This window comes from Rhizobium sp. BK313, from assembly GCF_014193655.1.
Classification (GTDB): Bacteria; Pseudomonadota; Alphaproteobacteria; order Rhizobiales; family Rhizobiaceae; genus Rhizobium.
Genome location: NZ_JACHZQ010000003.1, coordinates 481,336 through 506,088, shown reverse-complemented (window position 1 = coordinate 506,088; position 24,753 = coordinate 481,336). Strand labels below are relative to the sequence as shown.

Below are 24,753 nucleotides of genomic sequence, written 5' to 3'. Positions count from 1 at the left end.
TTTTTGGTAATATTGATAGCCATGTTTATCGTTTTCTTGCATAATGCGACAAATGAAATGAACTGATAATGATTATGCGGGTTTCTTATGAACATCCATGATCTCGAAGCATTCGTCGCCGTGGTGGAAACAGGATCGATCGTCGCCGCTTCGGCACGGATCAACCTGACGCAACCGGGCATTACCCGTCGCGTGCAGAACCTTGAGGACAGTCTCGGCATTGCCCTCCTCGACCGGCAGTCCAAGCCGCTCAAGCCGACGGCGGCCGGACGCGAGGCCTACGAGCATGGCCGCCGCGTGCTCCGCTCGCTGGACGATCTCAAGGCCGGCGTCTCACCGGGCGGTGCGATCGGTGGCGAGTTCCGTCTTGGCATCATGCCGTACCTTTCGGAAACAGCCCTATCGCTGCCGCTCGACCGGCTGCGCAGCCAGTTCCCGCAATTGACGCTACGCATCGTCTCCGGCTGGTCGCCGCAGCTTGTCGATCAGGTTGCGCATAGCCAGGTCGACGCAGCGGCGGTCTGCCTGCCGGAGGGCGTCCACCCACCCGAGGATGTCGTCGGAGACAACCTGGGAACGCATGGCGTGCTTCTGGTGGCAGCTCCATCGCTCGACGTTCCCAAGATGCCGAGGCTCGACGAGCTTTCGAGGTTTCCCTGGATCATGAACCAGACCGGCTGCGGTTTCCGCGCCTTCATCCATCATCGTTTCGAGGTCGAACGCCTGCCGTTCAACGTTGGCGTCGAAGCTATGAGCGCCGATCTCAGGATGTCGCTCATCGCCCGCGGCCTCGGCGTCGGCATCGTCACACCGGCGGCGCTAGCAGGCAGCCGTTGGCGCGATGAGGTCGAGATCATAGACGTGCCGGATTTCCGTCCTAAAGTCGTCTCCTGGGTCCTGCATCGCCCGCCGGCCGGACGGCTGGCCCGCCCGATCGCAGCCTTCAGCGAAGCATTGAGGGAAGCCTTGAAGACGGAGATGCCGTTTTTGACGTGATGACGATATGCCGGACGCCGGCGCGACAGGGACTGCCTGCTCTCACGTCGCAGGCTTGTTGATCATCGCTTCGATGTTGTAGCCATCGGGATCGAGGACGAAACACGCATAGTAGTTCGCGGCATATTCCGTCCGTAGACCGGGCGCACCATTGTCCTTGGCACCGGCCTGAAGTGCGGCGTGATAGAAAGAGTCTACCTCTGTCCTGCTCTGAACGCGAAAGGCAACATGCAAATGCGTCAAAGGCGGCTTGCTGCCGGTGTGTTGGATTTCGAACAAGCTGCCGTCGCCGACGTCGAATGCCCAGAACACGCCCTCCTTTCCAAAGGAAAGGCGATATCCCAGAGGTTCGAAGGCTCTTTCGTAGAACGACTTACTTATCTGCAGATCACTCACTTCAATGGTTATGTGATCAATCACGTTAAGCGTATCCCGGAGATCAATAACTATGAAAGAAAGCTGGAGCGGGTGAAGGGAATCGAACCCTCGTATTCAGCTTGGGAAGCTGCTGCTCTACCATTGAGCTACACCCGCTTGACGTCAGAAGATGTTCAACAGTTACCGCCCCGTGTCAAGGCCGGCAGCTAAAACGATCACAGCCGGAAATGCTTCGAAAGCTTCAGGCCCTGCGCTTGATAGTTGGAGCCGAGGCCGGAGCCGTAGAGGCTGCTCGGTTGTTCCAGCATGTGTTCGTAGACCAGGCGGCCAACGATCTGGCCGTCTTCGAGGATGAAGGGAACTTCATGGCTGCGCACTTCCAAGACGGCGCGGCTGCCGCGGCCGCCGGCGGGCGCGTGTCCGAAGCCAGGGTCGAAGAAGCCGGCGTAGTGGACGCGGAATTCGCCGACCAGGGGATCGAAGGGTGTCATCTCGGCGGCATAATGTGGTGGCACATGCACCGCTTCGCGCGAGACGAGGATGTAGAACTCGTCCGGATCAAGGATCAATTCGGTGCGGCCGCGGCTGTAAAGCGGCTCCCAGAAATCGAAGATATCGTGCTGCGCCTTCTTGTCGACATCAACGACTGCCGTGTGATGTTTGCCGCGATAGCCGATCAGGCCCTCCTTGTCGCCGGCAAGATCGATCGAGAGCGCTATGCCGCCGCCTGTCACGTTCGGCTGTTTGCTGGCGACCAGCGTTTCGCTGGCGTGCAGCGCCATCAACTCCGGTTCGCTCAGCAGTGCTTGGCCGACGCGGAACCGGACCTGCGACAGGCGTGAGCCGCGGCGCACCACGATCGGGAAGGTGCGCGGGCTGATCTCGAGGTAGAGCGGACCGGAATAGCCGGCAGGGATCTTGTCGAATTCCTGCGCACGGTCAGTGATGACGCGGGTGAAGATATCGAGGCGGCCGGTCGAGCTTTTCGGATTGGCGGAAGCTGACATGTCGGCCGGCAGGTCGAGCCGCTCCATCAGCGGCACGATATAGACGCAGCCGGTTTCCAGCACTGCGCCTTCGGAAAGATCGACGACGTGCAACTTCAGCCGGTCGAGCTTGTCGGCCACGAGATGCGACGGGCCGGGCATAAAGCTGGCCCGGACACGGAAGGCATGCGCGCTGAGCCTCAGGTCGAGGCTCGCCGGCTGGATCTGATCGACATCCAGTTCTTTTTCGCTCGTCAGCCGTCCTGCTTCGAAGAGCGCTGAAATGGCGCGATCGGCCAAAATTCCTGTATTGCGAGCCATCATGCCTCATTCCCAGCGCAGGTTATGCGCAGATCCTAAGTGTTACTGTCACCTTTGCGCGCCTTACGGACGCGCAGCACAGTAATTTGCCGCAGACAAAACCAAACTCGGGGAATTGACGCAAGCGGTCAACGGCAGTATTGCAACTTATCCCGTGGTGATTTGGCCGGTCGGCTTGCAGCCACGTTAAATAAATGGCTAAAAGGACCGGGGTTAAACCGGTCTGCTTTTGCGGCCGGTTTTTTTGTTTTGAAAGTGGTGATGGCATGAGCAAGACTTGGCGCCCCGCAACTCAGCTCGTTCACGGCGGAACGCTCCGCTCGCAATTCGGCGAGACATCCGAAGCAATCTATCTGACCCAGGGTTTTGTCTATGACACCTCGGAAGCGGCCGAGGCGCGCTTCAAGGGTGAGACAGACGGCTTCATCTACGCCCGCTACGGCAGCCCGACGAACGACATGTTCGAAAAGCGCATGTGCATGCTGGAAGGCGCGGAAGACGCCCGTGCCACCGCTTCCGGCATGGCGGCCGTTTCCGCCGCAATCCTCTGCCAGTTGAAGGCAGGCGATCATATCGTCGCTGCCCGCGCCCTCTTCGGTTCCTGCCGCTGGGTTGTCGAGACGCTGGCGCCGAAATACGGCATCGAATGCACGCTGGTCGACGGTCGCTTCATCGAGAACTGGGAAAAGGCCGTTCGTCCGAACACCAAGGTGTTCTTCCTTGAAAGCCCGACCAACCCGACGCTGGAAGTGGTTGACATCGCCGCCGTCTCCAAGCTCGCCAATCAGATCGGCGCCAAGGTCGTAGTCGACAACGTCTTCGCAACACCGCTGTTTCAGAAGCCCTTGGAGCTCGGCGCCCATATCGTCGTCTACTCGGCCACCAAGCACATCGATGGCCAGGGCCGGTCGCTCGGCGGCGTCATCCTCTCCGACAAGCAGTGGATCGACGAGAACCTGCACGATTATTTCCGTCACACCGGCCCGGCCATGTCGCCGTTCACAGCCTGGACGCTGCTGAAGGGCATCGAAACACTGCCGCTGCGCGTCAAGCAACAGACGCAGAACGCCGCCAAAGTGGCCGACTTCCTCGCCGAACAGAGCAAGATCGGCAAGGTGATCTATCCCGGCCGCAAGGACCATCCGCAGGCCGACATCATTGCCAAGCAGATGACAGGCGGCTCGACACTGGTGGCCTTCGAAATGAAGGGCGGCAAGGAAGCGGCGTTCAAGCTGCAGAACGCGCTGGAGATCGTGAAGATTTCCAACAATCTCGGCGACTCGAAGAGCCTGATTACGCATCCGGCCACGACCACGCATAAGAACCTCACCGACGAGGCCCGTGCCGAGCTCGGCATTTCGCCCGGAACGGTGCGCTTTTCCGCCGGTATCGAAGACAGCGAGGATCTGGTCGAGGACTTTGCCCGCGCGCTGGAGCAGGTTTCCGCCTGACTTTTCTACCACCCCCGCCCGAAGATCGTTCGGGCGGGCTTACGCATCTTGAAAACAGGATGTGCGCCTATACTTTCAACAACGGGCGATTAACCTTTAGAATTAGTCCTAACATTTGAAAACCCGAATGGTTTATCCGTTAGAGGAATTTTCACCAATCCGTTCCTTGACGGAACAGGTCGCTTTATAGGATACCCCTAGGTATCCCGCTTTCCGTGGGATCATAGAAAGCGGATAAGATGCCCTAGACTTAAAATGCTGGAGCGTCCTGTGTGTGTTCGTATGAACGCGCGACGTTTCGGAGAGTGACCAAGGTGTCAGGCATGTATCGCGCTCTAACACGCGACATCGAAGTTGTCGTCGAACCCTTTTATCTGGAGGAGCAATCCGATCCGGAGGACGATCGTTATGTCTGGGGCTACCGCATCGTCATTTCCAACCACTCTACCGTCTCCGTCCGGCTGGTGACGCGCTATTGGCATATCACCGATCAGAACGGCCTGGTGGACGAGGTGACCGGACCCGGCGTCGTCGGAGAGCAGCCGAGGCTGCAGCCCGGCGATACCTATGAATATTCCTCAGGCTGCCCGCTCGACACGCCCTCGGGCATGATGTTCGGCCACTATCAGATGGAGACGGATGACGGGGAGCTCTTTCACGTCAAGATCCCCGCCTTTTCGCTGGACACGCCCAACCTGCTGCGGACGCTGAACTGACCCCTGCTCAGAGCGGTTCAGCTTTTCACGAGACCGTAAAACCGCTCTATCTTTTTGTTACTTCGCAATTCCGGACGGAAAACTGCTGCGCAGTTTTCCTGGAGTTGCTCAGGCGTCATTCACCTCAGACACGTCGAAGCGATAGGTGGTCGAGCAGAACTCGCAGGTGACGGCAATTTCGCCGTTCTCCTGGCTCGCCTCGATTTCCTCAGCGGAAAAGCCCTGCAGCACGCCCTTCAGCTTGTCGCGCGAACAGGTGCAGCGGTCAAAGACCGCCTTCGGTCCATAGACGCGCACGCCGCGCTCATGGAAGAGGCGGAACAGCAAACGCTCGGTGCCGACCTGCGGGTCGGTCAGTTCGTCGGCATCGATCGTCTCGACCAGCGTGCGCGCTTCCGCCCAGGCGTCATCCTCGACATGTTCGCGCAGGCTGGTGTCGCCGTCGCCGCCGTGGAGATCCGGCAGGCGCATGCGCTCCGGTGCTTCCGGCAGGAACTGCGCAATGAGGCCGCCTGCGCGCCAGCGATGGCGCGGCTTGCCGGCCTCGTCACGGTCGAACAGCTCGGCAGCGCCGAGACGAACGCGCGTCGGGATCTGCTCCGACTGGCGAAAATAGGTGCCGGCGATCTCTTCGAGCGACGCGCCGTCAAGCGCCACGATCCCCTGATAGGGCTGGCTGAAGCGACCCTGATCGATGGTGAAGGCAAGGACGCCGTTGCCGAGCAGTTGCTCCGGCTCGGTCTTGCCGGCAGCCACGGCCTCGGCCAGCGCTTCGTCATCGAAGCGGGCATAGGCGCGGACGTTCTCCGGCGTCGCGAAATCGGCGACCAGAAGATCGACCGGCCCGTCGCTCTTCGTCTGCACGGTGAACTTGCCCTCGAACTTCAGCGAGGTGCCGAGCAATACGGTCAACACCACGGCCTCGGCCAACAGCCGGGCAACGGGGGCGGGATAATTGTGCCGGGCAAGAATTGCATCCAGCAGCGGCCCGAGCTGCACCGCGCGGCCGCGGACATCAAGACCCTCTACCTGGAAGGGAACGACATGATCGTCGCCGGCAAAATCGAATTGACCCAGCGAGGCTGCACTTTCCGCCATTGCTCTACTCCTACTGCGCCCGCGACATCAACGCGGTTCTATATCCTCAGATCGCGCCCAGGCACCAAGCAAGAATCGATTTTTGCGCATGAAGGCGATTTTCCGCCTCATCGAAAACAACGGATTGCGGACCATCGATCACTTCGTCCGTCACTTCCTCCCCGCGATGGGCGGGCAGGCAATGCATGAACAACGCGTCCTTGCCGGCCTGTGCCATCAAAGCCGCGTTGACCTGATAGGGCTGGAAGACGTTGTGACCGCGGGCCCGGTGCTCCTGATTCATGGAAACCCAGGTATCGGTTACCACACAATCGGCGCCGGCGACCGCACGGTCGGCATCATGCGAGAGCAGGATTTCGGCGCCCTCGTTGCGGGCCCAGTTCAAATAGTGATCCTTTGGCTCGGAACCAAGGGGCACGGCCATGTTCATGCGATAGCCGAAACGGGCAGCCCCTTCGACCAGCGAATGCAGCACGTTGTTGCCGTCGCCGGTCCAGGCAATCGTCTTGCCCTTGATCGGCCCGCGATGCTCCTCGAAGGTCATGATGTCGGCCATGATCTGGCAGGGATGGGTGTCATCCGTCAGCGCGTTGATGACCGGCACCGTCGCGTGTTCAGCGAGTTCCAGCATGCGCGAATGTTCTGTCGTGCGGATCATGATCGCGTCGACATAGCGCGACAGCACCTTAGCCGTATCGCCGATCGTCTCGGCGCGGCCGAGCTGCATTTCCGTACCCGACAGGAACAGCGTCTCGCCGCCGAGCTGGCGCATGCCGACGTCGAAGGAGACGCGCGTGCGGGTGGACGGCTTCTCGAAGATCATCGCCAGCATCTTGCCGGCCAGCGGCTTGTCGGCGGCGCCCGCCTTCAGCGCCTGCTTTCGCACGATGGCATCGTCGATGATGCTGCGCAGATCGGTCGCCGCGACGGCCGAGAGATCGAGAAAGTGTTTCGGTGAAGCCATGTCCCTACCTGTACTCCAAAAAAGATAACGCCCGCTGGGGGCAATAACGCCCCGATCAGCGGGCGTTGAACTCAAGCCGACTTCTTGACGCGGGCGGCACGCAGGCTTTCGGCGGCACGTTCGATGCGAGCAATGCCTTCGCGTGCTTCCTCGGCCGTGACCACCAGCGGCGGCAACAGGCGGATGACGTTGTCGCCGGCCGGCACACCCAGCAGATGCTCGGCGCGGATCGCCTGCAGCAGCTCCGACTGGGGAACGGCAGCCTTGATGCCGAGCAACAGCCCCTCGCCCCGGATATCCTCGACAATATCCGGAAAACGATCCTTGAGCGAGGCGAGGCCTTGGCGGAAGACCAATGCAACATCGCGCACGTGCTGCAGGAAACCGTCCGATAGCACGACGTCGAGCACGGCATTGCCGACAGCCATGGCGAGCGGGTTGCCGCCATAGGTCGAGCCATGCGTACCGGCCTTCATACCCGAGGCCGCTTCGGCTGTTGCCAGGCAGGCACCGAGCGGAAAGCCACCGCCGATGCCTTTGGCGACGGCCATGATATCAGGCGTGATACCGGCCCATTCGTGGGCGAAGAGCTTGCCGGTACGGCCGACGCCGGTCTGAACCTCATCCAGAACCAGAAGCAGGCCGTGCTCGTCGCAGAGCTGACGCAGCCCTCGCAGGAACTCATTCGTCGCCGGGCGGATACCGCCCTCGCCCTGCACAGGCTCGATCAGGATCGCGGCCGTCGCATTGGTAATGGCAGCACGCACCGCGTCGAGATCACCGAAGGGCACCTGGTCGAAGCCAGGCGCCTTTGGGCCGAAACCTTCGAGATATTTCTCCTGGCCTCCGGCGGCGATCGTCGCGATCGTGCGGCCATGGAAGGCGCCTTCGAAGGTGATGATGTGGTATCTCTCGGGATGCCCCTTGGAGAACTGGTAGCGCCGCGCCGTTTTGATGGCACATTCCAGCGCCTCGGCCCCGGAATTGGTGAAAAACACCTTGTCGGCGAAGGTGGCTTCCGTCAGGCGCTTCGACAGCTTCTCCTGGCCCGGCACTTCATAGAGGTTGGACAGGTGCCAAACCTTATCGGCCTGCGACTTCAGTTCTGCAACCAGATGGGGATGGGCATGGCCAAGCGAATTCACCGCGACGCCCGCAGCGAAATCGAGATAACGCTCGCCGGTCTCAGTGATCAACCATACGCCCTCGCCTCGCTCGAACCGCAGCGGAGCGCGCATATAGGTGTCATAAAGCGGCGCGGTTTCAGCCATGGCCCATATCTCCTCGATCACAACCTTTAGGGCCAATCGTTTCATTCGAGTGAAACGGGCCCGGAAAAATCAAAATGCCGCCTTGCGGCGGCGTGGGCACTATTGATGTTTTGCACCGCGATGTCAACAAAACTGGCGATTTAGCAGGTGCGGCAGAGCGCCTCTGGATAGAGGGTACCTCTTCAACCGCTCATATTGCATAAATGCCACGCCGGAATAGCAAGTTGGGGAAAACCTCGAAATCGATTCCCCAAGATTCCCGCGACTCTTGTCACGGAGTCAGCCTCACACTAGGTTAAAAACTAATTACTAGACTGCATGCGGCGGAACTAGTCACCACAATTTTAAAGCGTTTCGCGCCTCGACCCAATTCGAGGCAATGGTGAGGGATTCTGCCATAAGAAACGCGATAGCGGAGACAGGGCATGAATTGGACAGACGAACGCGTCGAGAAGCTGAAGAAGCTGTGGTCCGAAGGTTTGAGCGCCAGCCAGATCGCGGCACAGCTCGGTGGTGTCAGTCGCAATGCCGTCATCGGCAAAGTGCATCGCTTGAGCCTGCCGGGCCGAGCGAAGGCCGGTGGTACGGCAACCACAGCTCGAGCGCCGAAGCGCAATACCTCGGCACCGCGCGCGCCGAACTACGCCTCGCGCGTTGCAACCCGCACGGTTACCCGCCAGCAGGGTGCGACGATGCTTAAGGAAGAGATCGAGATCGATACGGTCCATGAGATCGAATACCGTCCGGCCGCAAATGTGGTCGTTCCGATCTCGCGCCGCCTCGGCCTGACGGAGCTCACCGAACGCACCTGCAAGTGGCCGGTCGGCGATCCGCTGAAGGACGATTTTCACTTCTGCGGTAACGACAGCCCGGATGCGTCGCCTTATTGCGGCTACCATCAGCGCCTGGCCTACCAGCCAGTACATGAACGGCGCCGGCCGGCGGCTCAACCGCGCGCTTGAGATGCCCCGCAACTGAGATAAAAGAAACGGGCCGAAAGGCCCGTTTTCTGTTTCCGCCGCTCTACAAAAACCTGATCAGATCTGTCCGATCAGGCTTCCATGGAATAACCCGCGCCGCGAACAGTGCGGATGACGTCCTGCATATTGGAGAAATTCAGCGCCTTGCGCAGGCGACCGACATGCACATCGACGGTGCGTTCGTCGACATAGATATCATGCCCCCATACGCCGTCTAGCAACTGAGACCGCGAGAAGACGCGGCCCGGCGAGGACATCAGGAATTCCAGCAGGCGGAATTCCGTCGGTCCCAACCGCACTTCGCGGCTCTTGCGGTGGACGCGATGGGTCTCGCGGTCCAGTTCGATATCGCCACAGCGCAGTACCGTGGAGAGAACCTCCGGGCGGGCTCGGCGCAGCATCGCCTTGACGCGAGCCATCAGCTCCGGCGTCGAGAACGGCTTGACGACATAATCGTCCGCGCCGGTGGAAAGGCCGCGCACGCGCTCGCTTTCCTCGCCGCGAGCGGTGAGCATGATGATCGGCAGGCGCTCCGTCTCCGGCCGCATACGCAGCCGGCGGCAGAGCTCGATGCCGGACACGCCGGGAAGCATCCAATCGAGGATCAGAAGATCGGGGATGCGCTCCTGGAGGCGCAGCTCGGCTTCGTCGCCTCTCAGAATGGTGTCGACCTCGAAGCCCTCAGCCTCGAGATTATAGCGCAGCAGAACGCTTAGCGCTTCCTCGTCTTCTACAACAGCTACTCTCGGAACCATGCGCCTCTGGTCTCCTTCTCTTGGCGTCTACGTTATTCCGTCACTGCACCGACGGTGTTGGCGGTATCGTCTTTCGGGCGCTCGCCTTCGGGCTGGGCGCCGGTCGCCATGTAATAGATCGTCTCGGCGATGTTGGTGGCATGGTCGCCGATGCGCTCGATGTTCTTGGCGCAGAAGAGAAGATGCGTGCAGGTGGTGATGTTGCGCGGATCTTCCATCATGTAGGTCAGCATCTCGCGGAAGAGCGAGGTGTACATGGCGTCGATTTCCTCGTCGCGTTCGCGGATCGACACGGCCTTGTCGGGCGAACGGGTCGCGTAGACGTCCAGGACTTCCTTGAGCTGGCTCAGCGCCAGTTCGGAAAGGTGCTCGATGCCACGGGCGAGACGACGCGGAACGCCGGTGCCCTGCACGGCGATGACGCGCTTGGCGGTATTCTTGCCGAGATCGCCAACGCGCTCCAGATCGGATGCGATGCGGATCGAGCCCATGATCTCGCGAAGGTCGGCCGCCATCGGCTGACGGCGAGCGATGGTGACGATCGCCTTGTCACCGACTTCGCGTTCGGCGTGGTCGAGAATGACGTCATCGGAGATGACCTTCTGCGCAAGGCCGGTGTCGCCGTTTACCAGAGCGCGGACACTGTCACTGACCATCTGCTCCGCCAGGCCGCCCATTTCCGCAATGCGGCGCGTCAGGAACTTCAGGTCTTCGTCATAGGCAGAGAGAATGTGTGTTGAGACCATTTTGCTATCCTCAAGGTGAAAGATGTGAAGGGAGCCGCGCGGGGAGCATCATCAGCCAAAACGGCCCATGATGTAATCCTGCGTGCGGAAATCATCGGGATTGGTGAACATCTTATCGGTATCGTTCTCCTCGACCAGATGGCCGAGGTGAAACATCGCGGTGCGCTGCGAAACGCGGGCTGCTTGCTGCATGGAATGCGTCACGATGACGATCGTAAAGTTTTCCCGCAGCTCATGTATGAGTTCCTCGACTTTGGCCGTGGCGATCGGATCGAGCGCCGAGCACGGCTCGTCCATGAGGATGACCTCCGGACTGACAGCGACGGCGCGGGCAATGCAGAGGCGCTGCTGCTGGCCGCCGGAAAGGCTGGTGCCGGCATCATACAGCCGATCCTTCACCTCACCCCAAAGGCCAGCCTTGTGCAGGCTGGTTTCGACGATATGATCGAGATCAGCCTTGGAACGGTGCAGCCCGTGGATACGGGGCCCATAGGCCACGTTCTCGTAGATCGACTTCGGGAACGGATTAGGCTTTTGGAACACCATGCCGACGCGGGCGCGCAGCTCAACGACATCGATGGCGTTGTCATAGACATCCTGATCGTCGAGCGTGATCTTGCCGGTAACGCGGCAGGTGTCGATCGTATCGTTCATGCGATTGAGGCAGCGAAGGAAGGTGGACTTGCCGCAGCCGGACGGGCCGATCAGCGCGGTGACCGTATTGGCGCGGATGTTCAGGTTCACGTCGAACAGCGCGCGCTTGTCGCCATAATAGACCGAGACGTCCTGGCCGATCATCTTGTAGGGGATCGTCATCATCTTCCTGGCCAGTGCTTTTTCGCTCGCGGCTTCCGTCATCATGTTCATTCCATCGTCTCCTGTCACCAGCGCCGCTCAAAACGACGGCGGAGCAGGATGGCCCCGATGTTCATCGCAACAAGGAAGAAGAGCAGGACGATAATGGCCCCGGAGGTTCTTTCAACAAAGGCGCGCTCGGCTTCGCTCGCCCACATGTAGATCTGCACCGGCAGAGCCGTCGACGGATCCAGTGGCCCCGCTGGATAGTTGGCAACGAAGGCGACCATGCCGATCAAAAGCAGCGGCGCGGTTTCGCCGAGCGCATGCGCCAGCCCGAGGATCGTGCCCGTCAGGATGCCGGGCATGGCGAGCGGCAGGACGTGGTGGAACACCACCTGCATGCGTGAAGCACCAAGGCCAAGGGCCGCACTGCGGATCGAGGGTGGCACGGCCCGCAGCGCCGAGCGCGTCGCGATGATGATCATCGGCAGCGTCATCAGGCTCAGCACCAGCCCGCCGACCAGCGAAGCGGAACGCGGCAGGCCCATGAAATTGATGAAGACCGAAAGGCCGAGCAGGCCGTAGACGATCGACGGCACCGCAGCGAGATTGTTGATATTGACCTCGATCAGATCCGTCAGCCGATTCTTCGGCGCGAACTCCTCCAGGTAGATCGAGGCGGCAACGCCGACCGGCAATGCCAGGACCAGCACGGTCAGCATCAGATAGAGCGAACCGATCAGCGCGACACCGAGGCCCGCCGCCTCCGGGCGACTGGAATTGCCGGACAAGAACAGGCCGGTGTTGAACGCCTCATGCAACGCACCATCGGCGGCGAGCTGCCGCATCCACGCGAGTTGCTGGTCGGAGACCTTGCGGTCCTTCTCGTCCGCCGTCAGGTCAATCTGTCCCTTGTTGGCGGAGTCGATATTGGCGCCGGCGAGGAAGGTAACGTTTACGGTCTTCCCGATGACGGAGGGATCGGCCACTACCTTGTCGCGCAGTGCAATCCGCGCACCGTCCGACACCATTTCCGTCGCTTCGCGGACGAGCACCCGATTGGAAGGATCGATGCCCAGCACCTTTATCAGGGCATCGCGGATGAGAACCGGATAGTTGGCAGCGATCAGCACCTTCGCATCGCTGCCGCGTTTGCCGGCGGGATCGATCACCTTCTCGGTGAACTCGATCGGCAAGGTGATCGAGGTCTGCACGAAGGCGGTGTAGCCGTGGCGCACTACGGTCGAGACCAGGATGATGAGGAAGACAAGACCGAAGGTGACGGCGGCGATGCCATAGGCGCGAAACCGGCGTTCGGCGGCGTAACGGCGCTTGATGCCGATATCGCGCCGCAAAGGCGCGCCGGGCGTCAGCCCACACGGCATCGGCGATGGTGCGGAAGATACGACGTCGATCATTCGTATTGCTCCCTATACCGGCGGACGATGTAGAGCGCGTAGACATTCAGGCACAGGGTCAGGCAGAAGAGCGTAATGCCGAGCGCGAAGGCGACCAATGTCTGCGGCGAGGTGAATTCGAGGTCGCCGGTCAACTGGTTGACGATCTTGACTGTGACCGTCGTCATCGGTTCGAAGGGATCGAGCTGCATGCGGGCGGCGACGCCGGCAGCCAGCACAACGATCATCGTCTCGCCGATCGCCCGCGACGCCGTCATCAGCAGGGCGCCGACGATGCCCGGCAATGCAGCCGGGAGGAGGACGCGCTTCACCGTTTCCGATCGCGTGGCGCCGAGGCCGAGCGAACCGTCGCGCAGCGAACGCGGCACGGCCATGATGATGTCGTCTGAAAGCGAGGAGACATAGGGGATGAGCATGACACCCATGACGAAGCCGGCGGTCAAAACGCTCTGCGCCTCGATGAAGCTCGCATAGTTGCCCGTCAACAGGCCGTTGATGTCGGCGGAAATGTCGCGCAGGAACGGTCCGACGGTCACCAGGGCGAAAAAGCCGTAGACGATGGTCGGAATACCGGCCAGCACTTCGAGCATCGGTTTGGCGACGGAGCGCACGCGCGCCGACGCATATTCGGCCATGTAGATGGCGGCAAACAGTCCCACTGGGACTGCGACCAGCATGGCGACGAGGCCGATGTAGAGCGTGCCAGCCAGCAACGGGATGAGGCCGAACGTGCCAGACGTTTGCGAACCGGCGCCAGTAAAACGCGGATCCCAGACGGTGCCGAAGAAGAATTCGGCGGCAGGAACCATGTTGAAGAAACGGGCAGCTTCCGACAGCATCGAAGCGGCGATGCCGACCGTCGTCAGCACGGCAATCGATGAGGCGACGATCAGGCCGCCGAGAATGACCTGCTCCACCCGGTTGCGGGCGCGAAAGCGCGGCGCGATGGCACGCAGGCCATGAATGGCGCAGAGCACCGAAAGAATGATGGCCACCACCGACATGACGATGCGGCTCACATATCGCATGCCGTTATATTTGTTGGCGGCCTCAATCATATAACCGGTGGGCCGGACCGCGAGCGGGACACCCTTCTGCGCCAGGACCAACTGAAGATCGGCCGAGCCGCCGGCGACAGTGGCAAGTTCCCGATCATCAAGCAGGCGCATGCCGTGGGCGATGCTGCGCACCATGCCGTAGCTCAGGTTGAGCTCGGCTTGCGGCAGGGATTTCACCTCCTCCGGAAAGGATTTGACCACGAAATGGTCGATAACCTCCGGGCTGATCGTCAGCCAGGCGCAGATCAGCGCCAGCGCCGGCAAGACCGCCCAGATGGCGGCATACCCGCCGTGATAGCCGAGCCGCGAGTGCATTGCCGAGGACCTGCCGCCCGAAAGCGCAGCCGCTCTCGTCCGCCCCAGCACGAAGGCAGAGGCGCCGATGATCGACAGACACAACAGCAGCAGCGACAAACTCATTCCCATTCCCCGGCGAACGCCGGCGCGGGCAACCGCACCGGCGGGCAGTCCTTATGCAATCACATGATCTTCCCGTCCGCGAAATCCTTGCGGATCTGGTCGCGCTCAGCATCCGGCGCCGGCACCAGGCCATATTCGGCCAGGGGGCTGTCCGGTCCGATCATCTGATCGCTCGTAAAGAAATCGACATATTCCTTCAGGCCCGGAATGACGCCGAGATGCGCCTTCTTGACGTAGAAGAACAGCGGCCGCGATACCGGATAGGTGCCGTCGGCGATGGTCTCACCCGACGGCACGATGCCGCTCACGGTCGCGACCTTCAGCTTGTCGGCATTGTTCTGATAGAAGTAGAGGCCGAAGACGCCGATACCATGCTTGTTGGCGTCGATGCGGGCCAACGTCTCGGGATAATCGCCGTCGATATCGACCGCCGCACCGTCCTTGCGCACCGCAATGCACTTCTCGGTCTGCTGATCGGGATTGGAAACGGTCGCCTTGATGATGTCGAGAGCGCCGGAATCCTTGCAGCCGGCGGCGAGCACCTTCTCTTCGAAGACCTCGCGCGTGCCATGCTTCTCGCCAGGAATGTAGGCTGCGATCTCGATGTCCGGCAGGGCCGGATTGATCTCGGACCATTTCTTATAGGGATTGGGAACCAGTTTGCCGTTCACCACGACTTCGGCGGCCAGCGCCTTATAGAGATCGGTGGGCACGAACTTTATGTCCGGGTTGCTCTTGTCGAAGGCGAAGACGATGCCGTCATAACCGATCTTGATTTGCTGGATATCGGCGACGCCGGCAGCCTTGCAGGCCTCGACTTCGCTATCCTTGATCGGGCGCGAAGAATTGGCGATATCGATGGAATCGGGGCCGACGCCCTTGCAGAATTCCTTCAGGCCGGCACCGGAACCGCCGGATTCGACGACCGGCGTTTTGAAGTCCGTGAAGGTTTCGCCGAAAGTCTCGGCAACAATCTTGGCATAGGGGAATACGGTAGAAGAACCGGAAATCTGAATCTGATCGCGGGCCGCAGCGACCCCAGCGAAAGCGGCGGATGCGACCAACGCTATGATAGACAGTTTCAACGTGTTCATGGTGAACCCTCCCTGACGGGCTTTGAAGAGCGCGACGGCGAACGGAACATCCGCCTGTTCAGCATCTCTTTTTTAGCGGTCAAAGCACCGCCCTTTTATGTCAGGCGAGTGAAACAATTATGACATTTCAACTATTTGAAATTTATGAATTAAATCGCGCTCGAAATGAGCGATTCACAGAGGCGCTCAGAACCGGACGGTAAAGTCCGTTCCTTTTCCGACTTCCGACTTGACGATCAGCCGTGCGCGGTGGCGGGTGAGAATGTGCTTGACGATGGCAAGCCCGAGGCCGGTGCCTTTTTTCGAGCGGCTGTCCTCGACATTGACGCGATAGAAGCGCTCGGTCAGGCGCGGCACGTGCTCCGCCGGAATGCCCGGTCCCCTGTCTGAGATGATGACCTCGACGGCCTGGCCCGGCTCGTTCAAGAGCGAAACCTCGACGACCTTGCCTTCCTGACCGTATTTGCAGGCATTTTCGATGAGGTTTTCGAAGACCTGCACCAGTTCGTCGCGATCCCCGAGCACCTCCACCTTGCCGGGGGGCAAATGCAGATTGATGGTGACGTCAAGATCGCCGGCGAGCGGCAGCAGTGCATCGCGGACATGGCCGAGCAACGGCACGAGATCGACCTTCTGATCCGGCGCGATGTGCGACTTCAGCTCCAGCCGCGACAGCGACAGGAGATCATCGACCAGTCGGCTCATGCGTGTCGTCTGATCAAACATGATGCCGAGGAAACGCTGTTGCGCCTTCGGGTCCGCCTTGGCCGGGCCCTGGATGGTTTCGATGAAACCGCGCAGCGAGGCGAGCGGTGTGCGCAGCTCATGACTGGCATTGGCGACGAAATCGGAGCGCATGCGATCGATATGGCGGAGTTCGGAGATATCGCGGAACGACAGCACGAAGAAGGTACCGGGCTCAACGTCGGTTGCAGGCAGATCGATCGGCGCTATGCGGACAATATAGACGCGCTCGGACGGCAGGCGTTCGGAATGTTCGATCTGGTTCGGCGTGTTGGTGGTGATCGTCTCACGCACCATGTCGAGCACGCCGGGGGAGCGCAGCTTGGCGGAGATATGGGCACCGAGCGGAAAAGCGCCGAACGCCTTCTCGGCGGCTGCATTCTGCACCAGGACGGATGCCTCGCGGTCGATAATCAGCACCGGCACGTCGAGCGCAGCAAGGCCGGAGAAGACGGTGCGCAGCAAGGTTTCCGGATCGGCCGGCGCCGGCACGACTGGCGGTGGCGGGACAGCCTGTTCCACCAGCGGCCGCCGGATCAGCGCCACGATCATCACGACGACCCAGATCCAGAAGACGGCACCGGTGTTGATACCCTCGATGAGCGCGAGAATGGCGATCAGCGTCGCCAGAAGCAGGATGGCGGTCTCCTGCCGCAGTCGTGCAGCCAGCTTCCTGAGAAATGACCATTCGTCTTCCAAGTGCACCCGTCCCTTCGCCTGCCTTCGCGGAATCCAAGACTCCGCGTCTTAGCGGGGATTCATGACAGAAGTTTTCGGCTCTATCCACAGAAGCCGGCGGCTTACAACAATAAATGTAGCCGGCGAAGGACGCAGCCTGCAAAGAGCTTGAAAATACTGGATAAATGCCCCAACTTGCTTGAAGGTTTTTTTGCCGCACCCGGCGGATATCGTTAAGACGACGTAAATTGCGAAGGAGCAGAACACATGGGAGAGGAAGTGGAAAGCCGCGCGGTGGAGTTGGATATCCATGGCAAGACCCGCATATTCGATGTCGATGATCCCGTGCTGCCGGACTGGATCGAGGAAGAGGCGCTCGCTTCCGGCGGCTACCCCTACAAGAAGAAGCTGAAAGACGAAGAGTACCTGGAAGAGCTGGAAAAGCTGCAGATCGAACTCATCAAAGTGCAGTTCTGGCTGCAGGCGACCGGCAAGCGGGTGATGGCGCTCTTCGAGGGGCGCGACGCCGCCGGCAAGGGCGGTTCGATCGCGGCGACTTCGGCGCATATGAACCCCCGCCTCGCGCGCGTCGTGGCGCTGACCAAGCCGACCGACCGCGAAGCTGGGCAATGGTATTTCCAGCGCTATGTCGCCCAGTTTCCGACGGCGGGCGAATTCGTCCTGTTCGACCGCTCCTGGTATAACCGCGCCGGTGTCGAACCGGTCATGGGCTTCTGTACACAGGAACAATACGAGCAATTCCTGAAGCAGACCCCGCATATGGAAAAGCTCATCGTCCAGGACGGCATTTTCTTCTTCAAGTTCTATCTCGACATCGGCCGGGAAATGCAGCTCAAGCGCTTTCACGAACGACGCCACGATCCACGCGCCGTGTGGAAGCTTTCCTCCATGGACATCGCGGCGCTGACCAAATGGAAGGACTACAGCGAGAAGCGCGACCGCATGCTGAAGGAGACGCACATGGATTACGCACCATGGACTGTGCTCCACGCCAACGACAAGCGCCGAGCGCGCCTCAATCTCATCCGCCACATGCTGCTGACGCTCGACTATAACGGCAAGGACGAGAAGGCGATCGGCGAGATCGACGACAAGATCCTTGGCGTAGGGCCGCATATCCTCAAATAGATCGCGGACCGCCCAGCCTTATTGCCCAGGCAGGACGCGGATGGCGTAGATGTTGATGCCTCGCGCCTTGCCGTCGACATCGCTGTTGATGATCAGATGGCCGGGTGCAGTCGGCGCCAGCGAACGATCGTAACGGACCTGGAACAGAGCATCGGTCTTCTGGCGAGTGACGTCGAAGCGATGGCGGCCGCAACTGCCGAGCGAGCCGAAATCGCATTCCACGGTGATCTGCGTCGGCGTGTCGGAGGTGGACTGCAGCGTGAGCGCGACGGTTGACGATTTGCCGGCCAATTGCTGCAGCACATTGACCGGCACTTCGACTGACGCGTTGCCGTCCGGACCGCTGGTCTGAGAGGTCAGCCGGACTGCCGGACCCTCGTTTTCCGAGACGTTCTCGGCTTTGGCCTGTGTGCCGCTTACAACTTTCGCTCCGTCTGTCGGCTTGAATATCTCGATCCACTCCTCAGAGAAGCTGTTCTGCGGATCGATCGTCGCCAATCCCGGATTGGCGGGACCGCTATTGTCATCGTCATCAGACGTGTCGTCGTCACTGGCGTTGCCCTTGAAATCCTGTGAATCGACATGCGCAGGCGGATTGGGGACGCTGGTATCGCGCTGCGCCGCCGTCATGAACACACCCGAGGTCTTGATCCACCAGGCGCCGACGCCGAGGAAGGCGAGCAGGATGCAGAAAACCAGCAGGCGCGAGAAAAACTTGCGCGGCTTGCGGCGAACCGCGGCGCGTTCCGGTTTGAAATTCATCGACCGCGTTGCGGTCGGCGCAGCGGCCTGGCGCTGATCGCTGTCGGCGCCGAGATGATCGGCGGAGCCGGCGCGCATGTCGCCAAAATCGCTTTCCCGCGCGGAAGACTCGACGGGAACGGAGGCTTGAGCGGCAGCGGGGCGGTCGCGCGTCTCGCCGCGAATGCTCATGACAGGCTCCTGCTCCTGCCGTTGCTGTATCGGCTGCGGAGCTTGCTGCTGCGCCGCGGGAGGGACGTAGGGTGCTTCCACCTCGGGCGGCACGCGCGGTTCCGGCGGGCGGGCGCGCTCTTCGCCCTCGATCGCCCTGATGGTCGCCTCCAGGCGCTGGCGTTGAGCCGAAATGATGCCGACGTCGGTAATGTCCTGCTTGCGAAGTCCGGCTTCGAGCGCCTGTCGCGCCGACTGGTAGATACGGGCCCGGATTTCCGGATTGGCACGATCGGATCGCTCCAACGCGCTTCTGATAGCCGTTTCTAATCCGCTCACATCAGGTCCTTTACTCTCACTCGCAATGCGCCCACACACTCTATCGGCAAGACAACCATTTCTTTACCATTCGCTAACCAAATTCGGTAACGCCCCGCCTTGCAATGTGCAAGTCTCTCAAAATGACCGCGGACACTCCGGCGGGGATAAATGGCAAAGACGACACAAATGGGGTGGCAGCAAGCAGGAGCTCCAATCTCGGATTGCGGTCGATCACCGATTGCCCATTGCCTATTCCCTTCCTTTTCCGTCATCTTCCTTTCCCGACATCCATCTGTTATCTCTTTTGACGTTTTCGTAAACGTCAACGATGGATGATGTTCATGGCTCTTCCCTCTGTCCTGACCGAACGCCTGCGGCTGCCGGTCGTGGCCTCGCCCCTCTTCATCATCTCGCATCCGGCATTGACACTGGCGCAGTGCAAGGCCGGCGTCGTCGGGGCGTTTCCGGCGCTCAACGCCCGGCCGGAAAGCCAATTGGATGAATGGCTGGCGATGATCACCGAGGATCTCGCCAAGCATGACGCAGCGCATCCGGAACGGCCATCCGCCTCTTTCGCCGTCAATCAGATCGTCCATACGTCCAACAAACGGCTGGAACACGATCTGATGCTCTGCGTGAAATACAAGGTGCCGATCGTCATCTCCTCGCTCGGCGCTGTGCCGGAGGTCAATGCCGCTGTCCATTCCTATGGCGGCATCGTGCTGCACGATATCATCAACAATCGTCACGCCAATTCGGCGATCCGCAAGGGTGCGGACGGGCTGATTGCGGTGGCGGCGGGCGCGGGCGGCCATGCCGGCCAGCTCTCCCCCTTCGCGCTCGTCCAGGAAATCCGCGAATGGTTCGACGGGCCGTTGCTGCTTGCCGGCGCGATTGCCAATGGCGGCGCGATCCTGGCGGCACAAGCGATGGGCGCCGACATGGCCTATATCGGCTCGCCCTTCATCGCCACCGAAGAGGCGCGCGCGGCTGAAGCCTACAAGCAGGCGATCGTAGACGGCGCTGCCGTCGATATCGTCTATTCCAACTTCTTCACCGGCGTGCACGGCAACTACCTGAAACCTTCGATCCGCGCCGCAGGCATGGACCCAGACAACCTGCCCGAAGCCGATCCTTCGAAAATGGATTTCGAAGCGGCGACGACCGGCGCCAAGGCCTGGAAGGATATATGGGGCTCCGGCCAGGGGATCGGCGCCGTCAAAGCTATCGAACCGGTCGCCGCGCTCGTCAATCGGCTGGAGGCGGAATACCATCAGGCACGTGCCCGGCTGGCACTCTGAGAATGCCGGGAGCCGTGGCCGATTTTTCGCAAGCCCATCGCTTTTTTGCCGTTCGGCAATTTGAGCGCTTGAAATCTCGCCGCATAGACTGTATCAGCGCCATGCAAATCGCGGGGCCATACCGAACGGCCCGGAATGCCGCTTTAGCTCAGTCGGTAGAGCACATCATTCGTAATGATGGGGTCACGTGTTCGAGTCACGTAAGCGGCACCATAACTTTCAAGCACATAACCAAAGCAGATGCCGACACCGCTTGCAAGGTGATAGAACTGCTTAGGATGTCAGAGTGTTCGGCGAGTGGTTCAAGGTTCCCCCGGAAATCGCGGCTTTCGCATTGCGACTGGCAATAGCCGAGGTCGCGGGCGGCCAAGGTGTGAGGTCGGCGAGATGATTGTACGCATAGCTGAACTGGAAATAGATCCTCAGTACCTGCGCGAGTACACAGCCCTGCTGTCTGAAGAGATCGAGGCGTCGATTGCTTTGGAACCTGGCGTGCTAATGCTCCACGCTGTTTCGATCAAGGGAAGCGGGGAGACGATCCGGATACTTGAGGCATATGCTGATCAGGCGGCTTATGAAAGCCATTTGGGCACTCCGCATTTCCTGAAGTACAAGACACTGACCGCGAACATGGTGCGTTCTCTGGCACTGCTGGAAACCGATCCCATCTGCCTATCCACCAAACCCGGCTTCAGCTACGGCGGCCCACGTGTGAGGCTCGAGAAATGAATATTCGTCTTCACATAGACGCGCGCAAGCGTCCGTCAATCTGCTGACGGCTGGAAAACCGCGGTTCAGGCGGTAGAGATTTTGGGCAACTACGCCCTGACGAACAGGGCTCCAACCAAGCCAAAAACCACGATCGACTGCAATATGAACATTGGCCATTCGGCTGACATTGGCTTCCTCCCGTTTTTATAAATATATGGAAGCACTAATGTTTGCCGATTGTCATGTAACTACTTTGACCGCGCCCTTACCCATTTCGGCGTTGCTACCGCCGATGCATCCTCTTACACGACTATGACTTTTCCCCATGTGCTGAAATCACGGTGCGTTTTACGGGCTCCGTCGGCTCATTCATCAAGAGCGTCTGCTCGGTCAGACGCCCCCGTACCTCTTCCTTTTGGTTGGCAATTATTCCAGGAATAAGGAAGGCGTCGACAATCCACCAGATGCCAAGAGCAATCAGGAGGACAAAGCCGACACCGACGGACATTGTGATCCAGCCCAGTACGAACAGAATCAACTGCGCCACACCGCTGCCGGTTTTGCCGAGATAAAATCGATGCGCACCCAAAGTGCCGAGAAAGAACCAAAGCAAATAGGCCGCACCAGCGGATTTCGCCTCATTGGTCACGCGCTGTTCGATCAGTATCTGCTCTTGCGTAGAAAGTCCCATTTTTTCCTCTCAGATGATTTTTCGACACAAGATTATCTCGCGCCATAATAGATCGTCGCATAAAATTCACGCTATGATAGAGAATTGCGTCCACGCAAAAATGAAGTCAAGCGTTTGGCCTTTGACGATTTATGATATTTGTCGAAACCGGTCGCGGAATCGGCCCTACCTGGCATCTTACGTCCAATTTTTTCAAGGGAATCATCATGATCCACGTTCTCGCCATCCTCACCGCTAAACCTGGCAAGCGTGCCGCCGTGCTCGAAGCCTTCCAGGCGAATGTGCCGGCCGTGCACGCCGAAGACGGCTGCATCGAATATACCGCCGTGGTGGATGTCGAGGGCGCCGACCCGGCATTCGGTCCCGATACATTCGTGGTGGTCGAAAAATGGGAAAGCATGGCAGCACTGAAGGCTCATGCCGCTTCCGCGCATATGGCTGCTTATGGGGAGAAAGTGAAGGACCTGATGGCCGCGCGCGCCGTGCATGTGCTGAACCCAGTCTGATCGTACCTTTCAAGAACCAAACAATCATCCCTTCGACGGCGCCCTTTCGGCGCCGTTTTCATCTTATCCCGCCTGCCTGGGCTGGCCGTCCGCCTGCTCAGTACCAGGGATCGTAGTAGCGGTCACGCCAGTAAGGGCGATGCCAATGGCGGTACCCCCAATAATCCCCACCGCGCCCATAGTAGCGGTCGCGATAGTAATAGCGATTGTAGCCGTAGCTTGGGCCGACATAGAGGCCGAAGAAGCCTGGCGAGATCAACACGTTGGGGCCGTTGTAGTGATGCCAATGATGATAGTAACGACGATGAGCATCAGCATTGGTCACTGGCAAAGCGAGGATACCCAGCGCCACTAACGCCGTTGCGATAATCCTCATTTCTCTTCTCCTTGAATGCATCCCGTAAGGCCGGCGACACCTGCGCCGGCCCGGATGCCATCATCCCCGCACAAGCGGGGGCGTTAAAATAACGCTCAAGGGGAAGGCATGGTTCCAGATAGCTGGGAGCTATCAGTTGTGCGAGAAATGCGGCTTGCGGCTGTAAGCCCGGTCCCAATGATGATGGACTGGCCGATGGTGATGCCAGGCATAGGGATGATGATAATAATGGGTAGGATGAACGATAACCGCCGGGCCAACGTGATGCCGATGGTGATACTCACGGGCTTCGGCATAGGTTGCGGGCAAAGTGATAACGCCCAGCGCGACAAGCGCTGTTGCCAGAATTTTCATTTTTTGTCTCCTTGATTGCCGGATAAAACACCCGACCAGGATGGGATCAATATGCGTACGTTCGAACGAACGTAACGTTGGGTAATGCGGTCGCGAGCCAGTTGGTTCCATGTCGCCTTAAGATGGAGAGTGTCTTCAGGCGGCTCCCGTTCTGTCTACCAGCTCGCGCACTGCCTCCTGGATCAGCCGACCGGCGTCCACCGAAGCGCGGCGGCCATTGTGGGCAAGGTGATAGGACAGCGGCAGCACCTGGTCCGGATTGACGATCCTGACCTTGTCGGCGATCGGCGCGGCACTAACGCGGCCGAGAAATGAAACGTAGCCGTGATTGGCGACAAGGTCGACGATGACGGGCAGCGAGTCGGCCGAGGTAATGTCGCGGCCGCGAAACCGACGGCGGTCGCCGCTGTCATAACCGAAAGCCATGGCGGCATTGCCGATGCCGGTGCGCGGGCTCGGCACGCAGAGCGGATGATTTTCGACCAGTGCCGTCACCGTCTGCTCCGTGCTGTCAGGCGGCGCGATCGCCACCATGTCGGTCGCCACCAGCTCCGTGTGCACGAAGGCGTCGAGGCCGAAGACGGAATCGACGATGGCGACGTCGATGCGGCCGGACCTCAGCGCCTCGCGCAAATCGTCGGCGGTCATCAGCATCAGGGATAGCGTATTGCGGTTGCCGCTGCTGTTCCAGCGCGCCACGAGGCTGGCAAGCGACCGGGCCACCCAACTTTCGGAGCCCGTGGGGATGATCGATCCGATGCGCACGGCGCGCGCCGCCCGCTGAAATCGCTCGTCCGCCGCCGCCTTCATCTCATCCCATGCCTGGGCGATACTGGCGAGAATGGCATAGACCTCGCGGCCCGCGTCGGTCAGTACAGAACCCTGAGCCTGGCGTTCAAGCAGGCGGCAGCCGAACAATTCTTCCAGATTGGCGATTTGAAGCGAAAGCTGCGGCTGCCCGAGACGCAGACGGCGGGCTGCGCGATTGATGCTGCCCTGATCGGCAACCTCAAGGAAACGCTCGATAGTGGCGATCTTCAGCGACAGGCGGGCCGCCCATTGAGCATAGTCCTCCGGCGCGGGCGGCTCCTTCGTCAACGCCGAGAGCTGCCGCATGGCGGACAGGATTGGCTGCAGGCTCTTCTGCACCTTCGAGCTGGCGAGCAAGGTGGCAAGTTCTCCGGATGCTCGTTCGACGAGCTTCATCGCCAGCTCCGTCTCCAGCCGCCGCAGCGCGCTCGACACGGTCGAGGCCGAAAAGGACAGCCTGCGGGCGGTCTCCCTGACAGAGCCGATCGAGAAAACCGTGTCCGCGATGAACAATGCCCCGAGATACAAATGAGCTTCCTTTCAAGCCTGCCGCATACCCCCTTGCATGCCGCCACCCCAGACGCCGTGACGATATGATGTGTTCTCAAAAAAAGATATCCCAAACCTGAAAAGTCAGGCTATCGTTCGATTGTCGCCTAACTGATCCTGCCACCAACAAGAGATCGGAACAGCGTCAAACGGGTAAGGGGAACAAAAACAAACGCACTTGCCCCCGAAAAAAGAAATCTA

The 24,753-nt window shown here is 60.1% G+C and carries 25 protein-coding genes, 2 tRNA genes and 1 riboswitch; of the genes, 9 read left to right on the top strand and 18 right to left on the bottom strand.

All coding sequences use genetic code 11. The features are described from left to right. The first annotated feature begins 87 nt into the window (after positions 1-87). Positions 88-996: a LysR family transcriptional regulator gene (locus FHT86_RS18895; protein ID WP_133708353.1), complete on the top strand. Its 909-nt coding sequence runs from the start codon at positions 88-90 to the stop codon at positions 994-996. Positions 997-1,038: 42 nt separating this feature from the next. Here FHT86_RS18895 and FHT86_RS18890 read toward each other — a convergent pair whose 3' ends face one another. From FHT86_RS18890 to FHT86_RS18880, 3 genes are all read right to left on the bottom strand, one after another. Next, positions 1,039-1,416 (bottom strand): VOC family protein, encoded by a 378-nt coding sequence (locus FHT86_RS18890; RefSeq protein ID WP_133708352.1) that lies wholly within the window; start codon positions 1,414-1,416, stop codon positions 1,039-1,041. Positions 1,417-1,456: 40 nt separating this feature from the next. Then, positions 1,457-1,530 (bottom strand) — tRNA-Gly (locus FHT86_RS18885). A gap of 59 nt (positions 1,531-1,589) precedes the next feature. Further along, positions 1,590-2,684, bottom strand: coding sequence for a 2'-deoxycytidine 5'-triphosphate deaminase (locus tag FHT86_RS18880; RefSeq protein ID WP_166656856.1), 1,095 nt, complete (start codon positions 2,682-2,684; stop codon positions 1,590-1,592). 141 nt (positions 2,685-2,825) lie between these two features. Then, positions 2,826-2,904, top strand: a riboswitch (SAM riboswitch). A gap of 43 nt (positions 2,905-2,947) precedes the next feature. Here FHT86_RS18880 and FHT86_RS18875 point away from each other — a divergent pair. Together FHT86_RS18875 and apaG are read left to right on the top strand one after the other, a co-directional pair. Next, positions 2,948-4,132, top strand: coding sequence for an O-succinylhomoserine sulfhydrylase (locus tag FHT86_RS18875; protein ID WP_133708350.1), 1,185 nt, complete (start codon positions 2,948-2,950; stop codon positions 4,130-4,132). Between the two features lie 323 nt (positions 4,133-4,455). Further along, positions 4,456-4,848 carry a Co2+/Mg2+ efflux protein ApaG gene (apaG, locus tag FHT86_RS18870; RefSeq protein ID WP_133708349.1) on the top strand — a complete coding sequence of 131 codons (393 nt, stop codon included), beginning with the start codon at positions 4,456-4,458 and terminating at the stop codon, positions 4,846-4,848. Positions 4,849-4,956: 108 nt separating this feature from the next. Here apaG and FHT86_RS18865 read toward each other — a convergent pair whose 3' ends face one another. From FHT86_RS18865 to FHT86_RS18855, 3 genes are all read right to left on the bottom strand, one after another. Next, complete coding sequence (locus tag FHT86_RS18865; protein WP_133708348.1) at positions 4,957-5,946, bottom strand: Hsp33 family molecular chaperone; 990 nt, start codon at positions 5,944-5,946, stop codon at positions 4,957-4,959. Positions 5,947-5,992: 46 nt separating this feature from the next. Further along, positions 5,993-6,910, bottom strand: coding sequence for an ornithine carbamoyltransferase (argF, locus tag FHT86_RS18860; RefSeq protein WP_133708347.1), 918 nt, complete (start codon positions 6,908-6,910; stop codon positions 5,993-5,995). Positions 6,911-6,981: 71 nt separating this feature from the next. Then, on the bottom strand, positions 6,982-8,181 hold the full coding sequence (locus tag FHT86_RS18855) for an aspartate aminotransferase family protein (protein WP_133708346.1): 1,200 nt from the start codon (positions 8,179-8,181) through the stop codon (positions 6,982-6,984). A 425-nt stretch (positions 8,182-8,606) separates the two neighbouring features. On the opposite strand from FHT86_RS18855, the gene FHT86_RS18850 reads away from it, so the two are divergent. Continuing rightward, positions 8,607-9,143 (top strand): GcrA family cell cycle regulator, encoded by a 537-nt coding sequence (locus FHT86_RS18850; RefSeq protein ID WP_133708345.1) that lies wholly within the window; start codon positions 8,607-8,609, stop codon positions 9,141-9,143. Positions 9,144-9,232: 89 nt separating this feature from the next. Here FHT86_RS18850 and phoB read toward each other — a convergent pair whose 3' ends face one another. The 7 genes from phoB to phoR form a co-directional block, all read right to left on the bottom strand. Further along, positions 9,233-9,916, bottom strand: coding sequence for a phosphate regulon transcriptional regulator PhoB (gene phoB / locus FHT86_RS18845; protein ID WP_004128368.1), 684 nt, complete (start codon positions 9,914-9,916; stop codon positions 9,233-9,235). 32 nt (positions 9,917-9,948) lie between these two features. After that, complete coding sequence (gene phoU / locus FHT86_RS18840; protein ID WP_133708344.1) at positions 9,949-10,662, bottom strand: phosphate signaling complex protein PhoU; 714 nt, start codon at positions 10,660-10,662, stop codon at positions 9,949-9,951. 51 nt (positions 10,663-10,713) lie between these two features. Beyond that, positions 10,714-11,529, bottom strand: coding sequence for a phosphate ABC transporter ATP-binding protein PstB (gene pstB / locus FHT86_RS18835; RefSeq protein ID WP_133708343.1), 816 nt, complete (start codon positions 11,527-11,529; stop codon positions 10,714-10,716). Positions 11,530-11,543: 14 nt separating this feature from the next. Then, on the bottom strand, positions 11,544-12,878 hold the full coding sequence (gene pstA, locus FHT86_RS18830; RefSeq protein ID WP_133708342.1) for a phosphate ABC transporter permease PstA: 1,335 nt from the start codon (positions 12,876-12,878) through the stop codon (positions 11,544-11,546). Beyond that, positions 12,875-14,356, bottom strand: a complete 1,482-nt coding sequence (pstC, locus tag FHT86_RS18825) for a phosphate ABC transporter permease subunit PstC (RefSeq protein ID WP_133708341.1) — start codon at positions 14,354-14,356, stop codon at positions 12,875-12,877. Before pstC ends, pstA begins: the two co-directional genes overlap by 4 nt. Positions 14,357-14,415: 59 nt before the next feature. Continuing rightward, a complete protein-coding gene (locus tag FHT86_RS18820; RefSeq protein ID WP_133708340.1) occupies positions 14,416-15,450 on the bottom strand; it encodes a substrate-binding domain-containing protein in 1,035 nt (344 codons plus the stop codon). A 186-nt stretch (positions 15,451-15,636) separates the two neighbouring features. Then, on the bottom strand, positions 15,637-16,893 hold the full coding sequence (phoR, locus tag FHT86_RS18815; protein WP_246779576.1) for a phosphate regulon sensor histidine kinase PhoR: 1,257 nt from the start codon (positions 16,891-16,893) through the stop codon (positions 15,637-15,639). A gap of 246 nt (positions 16,894-17,139) precedes the next feature. Between phoR and ppk2 the strand changes: the two genes are divergently transcribed. Next, entirely contained in the window at positions 17,140-18,021 is an 882-nt protein-coding gene (gene ppk2, locus FHT86_RS18810) for a polyphosphate kinase 2 (RefSeq protein ID WP_133708339.1), read from the top strand. 18 nt (positions 18,022-18,039) lie between these two features. Here the strand turns inward: ppk2 and FHT86_RS18805 are convergent, their stop codons facing one another. Then, complete coding sequence (locus FHT86_RS18805) at positions 18,040-19,272, bottom strand: hypothetical protein (protein ID WP_133708338.1); 1,233 nt, start codon at positions 19,270-19,272, stop codon at positions 18,040-18,042. Between the two features lie 323 nt (positions 19,273-19,595). Between FHT86_RS18805 and FHT86_RS18800 the strand changes: the two genes are divergently transcribed. The 3 genes from FHT86_RS18800 to FHT86_RS18790 all read left to right on the top strand — a co-directional run bounded on the left by FHT86_RS18800 (position 19,596) and on the right by FHT86_RS18790 (position 21,284). Beyond that, positions 19,596-20,555 carry an NAD(P)H-dependent flavin oxidoreductase gene (locus tag FHT86_RS18800; protein WP_133708337.1) on the top strand — a complete coding sequence of 320 codons (960 nt, stop codon included), beginning with the start codon at positions 19,596-19,598 and terminating at the stop codon, positions 20,553-20,555. 137 nt (positions 20,556-20,692) lie between these two features. After that, positions 20,693-20,768: transfer RNA gene (locus tag FHT86_RS18795), tRNA-Thr, on the top strand. A 174-nt stretch (positions 20,769-20,942) separates the two neighbouring features. Next, positions 20,943-21,284, top strand: coding sequence for a putative quinol monooxygenase (locus FHT86_RS18790; RefSeq protein WP_133708336.1), 342 nt, complete (start codon positions 20,943-20,945; stop codon positions 21,282-21,284). Between the two features lie 292 nt (positions 21,285-21,576). On the opposite strand, the gene FHT86_RS18785 is transcribed toward FHT86_RS18790, so the two are convergent. Beyond that, complete coding sequence (locus FHT86_RS18785; protein WP_133708335.1) at positions 21,577-21,957, bottom strand: TM2 domain-containing protein; 381 nt, start codon at positions 21,955-21,957, stop codon at positions 21,577-21,579. Positions 21,958-22,163: 206 nt separating this feature from the next. Between FHT86_RS18785 and FHT86_RS18780 the strand changes: the two genes are divergently transcribed. Next, on the top strand, positions 22,164-22,463 hold the full coding sequence (locus FHT86_RS18780; RefSeq protein WP_133708334.1) for a putative quinol monooxygenase: 300 nt from the start codon (positions 22,164-22,166) through the stop codon (positions 22,461-22,463). Positions 22,464-22,560: 97 nt separating this feature from the next. Here FHT86_RS18780 and FHT86_RS18775 read toward each other — a convergent pair whose 3' ends face one another. The 3 genes from FHT86_RS18775 to FHT86_RS18765 form a co-directional block, all read right to left on the bottom strand. Then, positions 22,561-22,839, bottom strand: coding sequence for a hypothetical protein (locus FHT86_RS18775; RefSeq protein WP_133708333.1), 279 nt, complete (start codon positions 22,837-22,839; stop codon positions 22,561-22,563). A 132-nt stretch (positions 22,840-22,971) separates the two neighbouring features. Further along, entirely contained in the window at positions 22,972-23,193 is a 222-nt protein-coding gene (locus FHT86_RS18770) for a hypothetical protein (RefSeq protein WP_133708332.1), read from the bottom strand. A 135-nt stretch (positions 23,194-23,328) separates the two neighbouring features. Next, a complete protein-coding gene (locus FHT86_RS18765) occupies positions 23,329-24,531 on the bottom strand; it encodes a LysR family transcriptional regulator (protein WP_133708331.1) in 1,203 nt (400 codons plus the stop codon). Positions 24,532-24,753 lie beyond the last annotated feature (222 nt).

Excerpts from the sequence above, each read along its gene's own strand:
- FHT86_RS18800 (WP_133708337.1), top strand. The coding sequence starts at position 19,596 with ATGGCTCTTCCCTCTGTCCTGACCGAACGCCTGCGGCTGCCGGTCGTG.
- apaG (WP_133708349.1), top strand. The coding sequence starts at position 4,456 with ATGTATCGCGCTCTAACACGCGACATCGAAGTTGTCGTCGAACCCTTT.
- FHT86_RS18790 (WP_133708336.1), top strand. The coding sequence starts at position 20,943 with ATGATTGTACGCATAGCTGAACTGGAAATAGATCCTCAGTACCTGCGC.
- FHT86_RS18770 (WP_133708332.1), bottom strand. The coding sequence starts at position 23,193 with ATGAAAATTCTGGCAACAGCGCTTGTCGCGCTGGGCGTTATCACTTTG.
- argF (WP_133708347.1), bottom strand. The coding sequence starts at position 6,910 with ATGGCTTCACCGAAACACTTTCTCGATCTCTCGGCCGTCGCGGCGACC.
- ppk2 (WP_133708339.1), top strand. The coding sequence starts at position 17,140 with ATGGGAGAGGAAGTGGAAAGCCGCGCGGTGGAGTTGGATATCCATGGC.
- FHT86_RS18875 (WP_133708350.1), top strand. The coding sequence starts at position 2,948 with ATGAGCAAGACTTGGCGCCCCGCAACTCAGCTCGTTCACGGCGGAACG.
- phoU (WP_133708344.1), bottom strand. The coding sequence starts at position 10,662 with ATGGTCTCAACACACATTCTCTCTGCCTATGACGAAGACCTGAAGTTC.
- pstC (WP_133708341.1), bottom strand. The coding sequence starts at position 14,356 with ATGAGTTTGTCGCTGCTGCTGTTGTGTCTGTCGATCATCGGCGCCTCT.
- pstA (WP_133708342.1), bottom strand. The coding sequence starts at position 12,878 with ATGATCGACGTCGTATCTTCCGCACCATCGCCGATGCCGTGTGGGCTG.
- FHT86_RS18785 (WP_133708335.1), bottom strand. The coding sequence starts at position 21,957 with ATGGGACTTTCTACGCAAGAGCAGATACTGATCGAACAGCGCGTGACC.
- FHT86_RS18850 (WP_133708345.1), top strand. The coding sequence starts at position 8,607 with ATGAATTGGACAGACGAACGCGTCGAGAAGCTGAAGAAGCTGTGGTCC.
- phoB (WP_004128368.1), bottom strand. The coding sequence starts at position 9,916 with ATGGTTCCGAGAGTAGCTGTTGTAGAAGACGAGGAAGCGCTAAGCGTT.
- FHT86_RS18895 (WP_133708353.1), top strand. The coding sequence starts at position 88 with ATGAACATCCATGATCTCGAAGCATTCGTCGCCGTGGTGGAAACAGGA.
- FHT86_RS18865 (WP_133708348.1), bottom strand. The coding sequence starts at position 5,946 with ATGGCGGAAAGTGCAGCCTCGCTGGGTCAATTCGATTTTGCCGGCGAC.
- FHT86_RS18880 (WP_166656856.1), bottom strand. The coding sequence starts at position 2,684 with ATGATGGCTCGCAATACAGGAATTTTGGCCGATCGCGCCATTTCAGCG.
- FHT86_RS18820 (WP_133708340.1), bottom strand. The coding sequence starts at position 15,450 with ATGAACACGTTGAAACTGTCTATCATAGCGTTGGTCGCATCCGCCGCT.
- pstB (WP_133708343.1), bottom strand. The coding sequence starts at position 11,529 with ATGAACATGATGACGGAAGCCGCGAGCGAAAAAGCACTGGCCAGGAAG.
- FHT86_RS18780 (WP_133708334.1), top strand. The coding sequence starts at position 22,164 with ATGATCCACGTTCTCGCCATCCTCACCGCTAAACCTGGCAAGCGTGCC.
- FHT86_RS18855 (WP_133708346.1), bottom strand. The coding sequence starts at position 8,181 with ATGGCTGAAACCGCGCCGCTTTATGACACCTATATGCGCGCTCCGCTG.
- FHT86_RS18775 (WP_133708333.1), bottom strand. The coding sequence starts at position 22,839 with ATGAGGATTATCGCAACGGCGTTAGTGGCGCTGGGTATCCTCGCTTTG.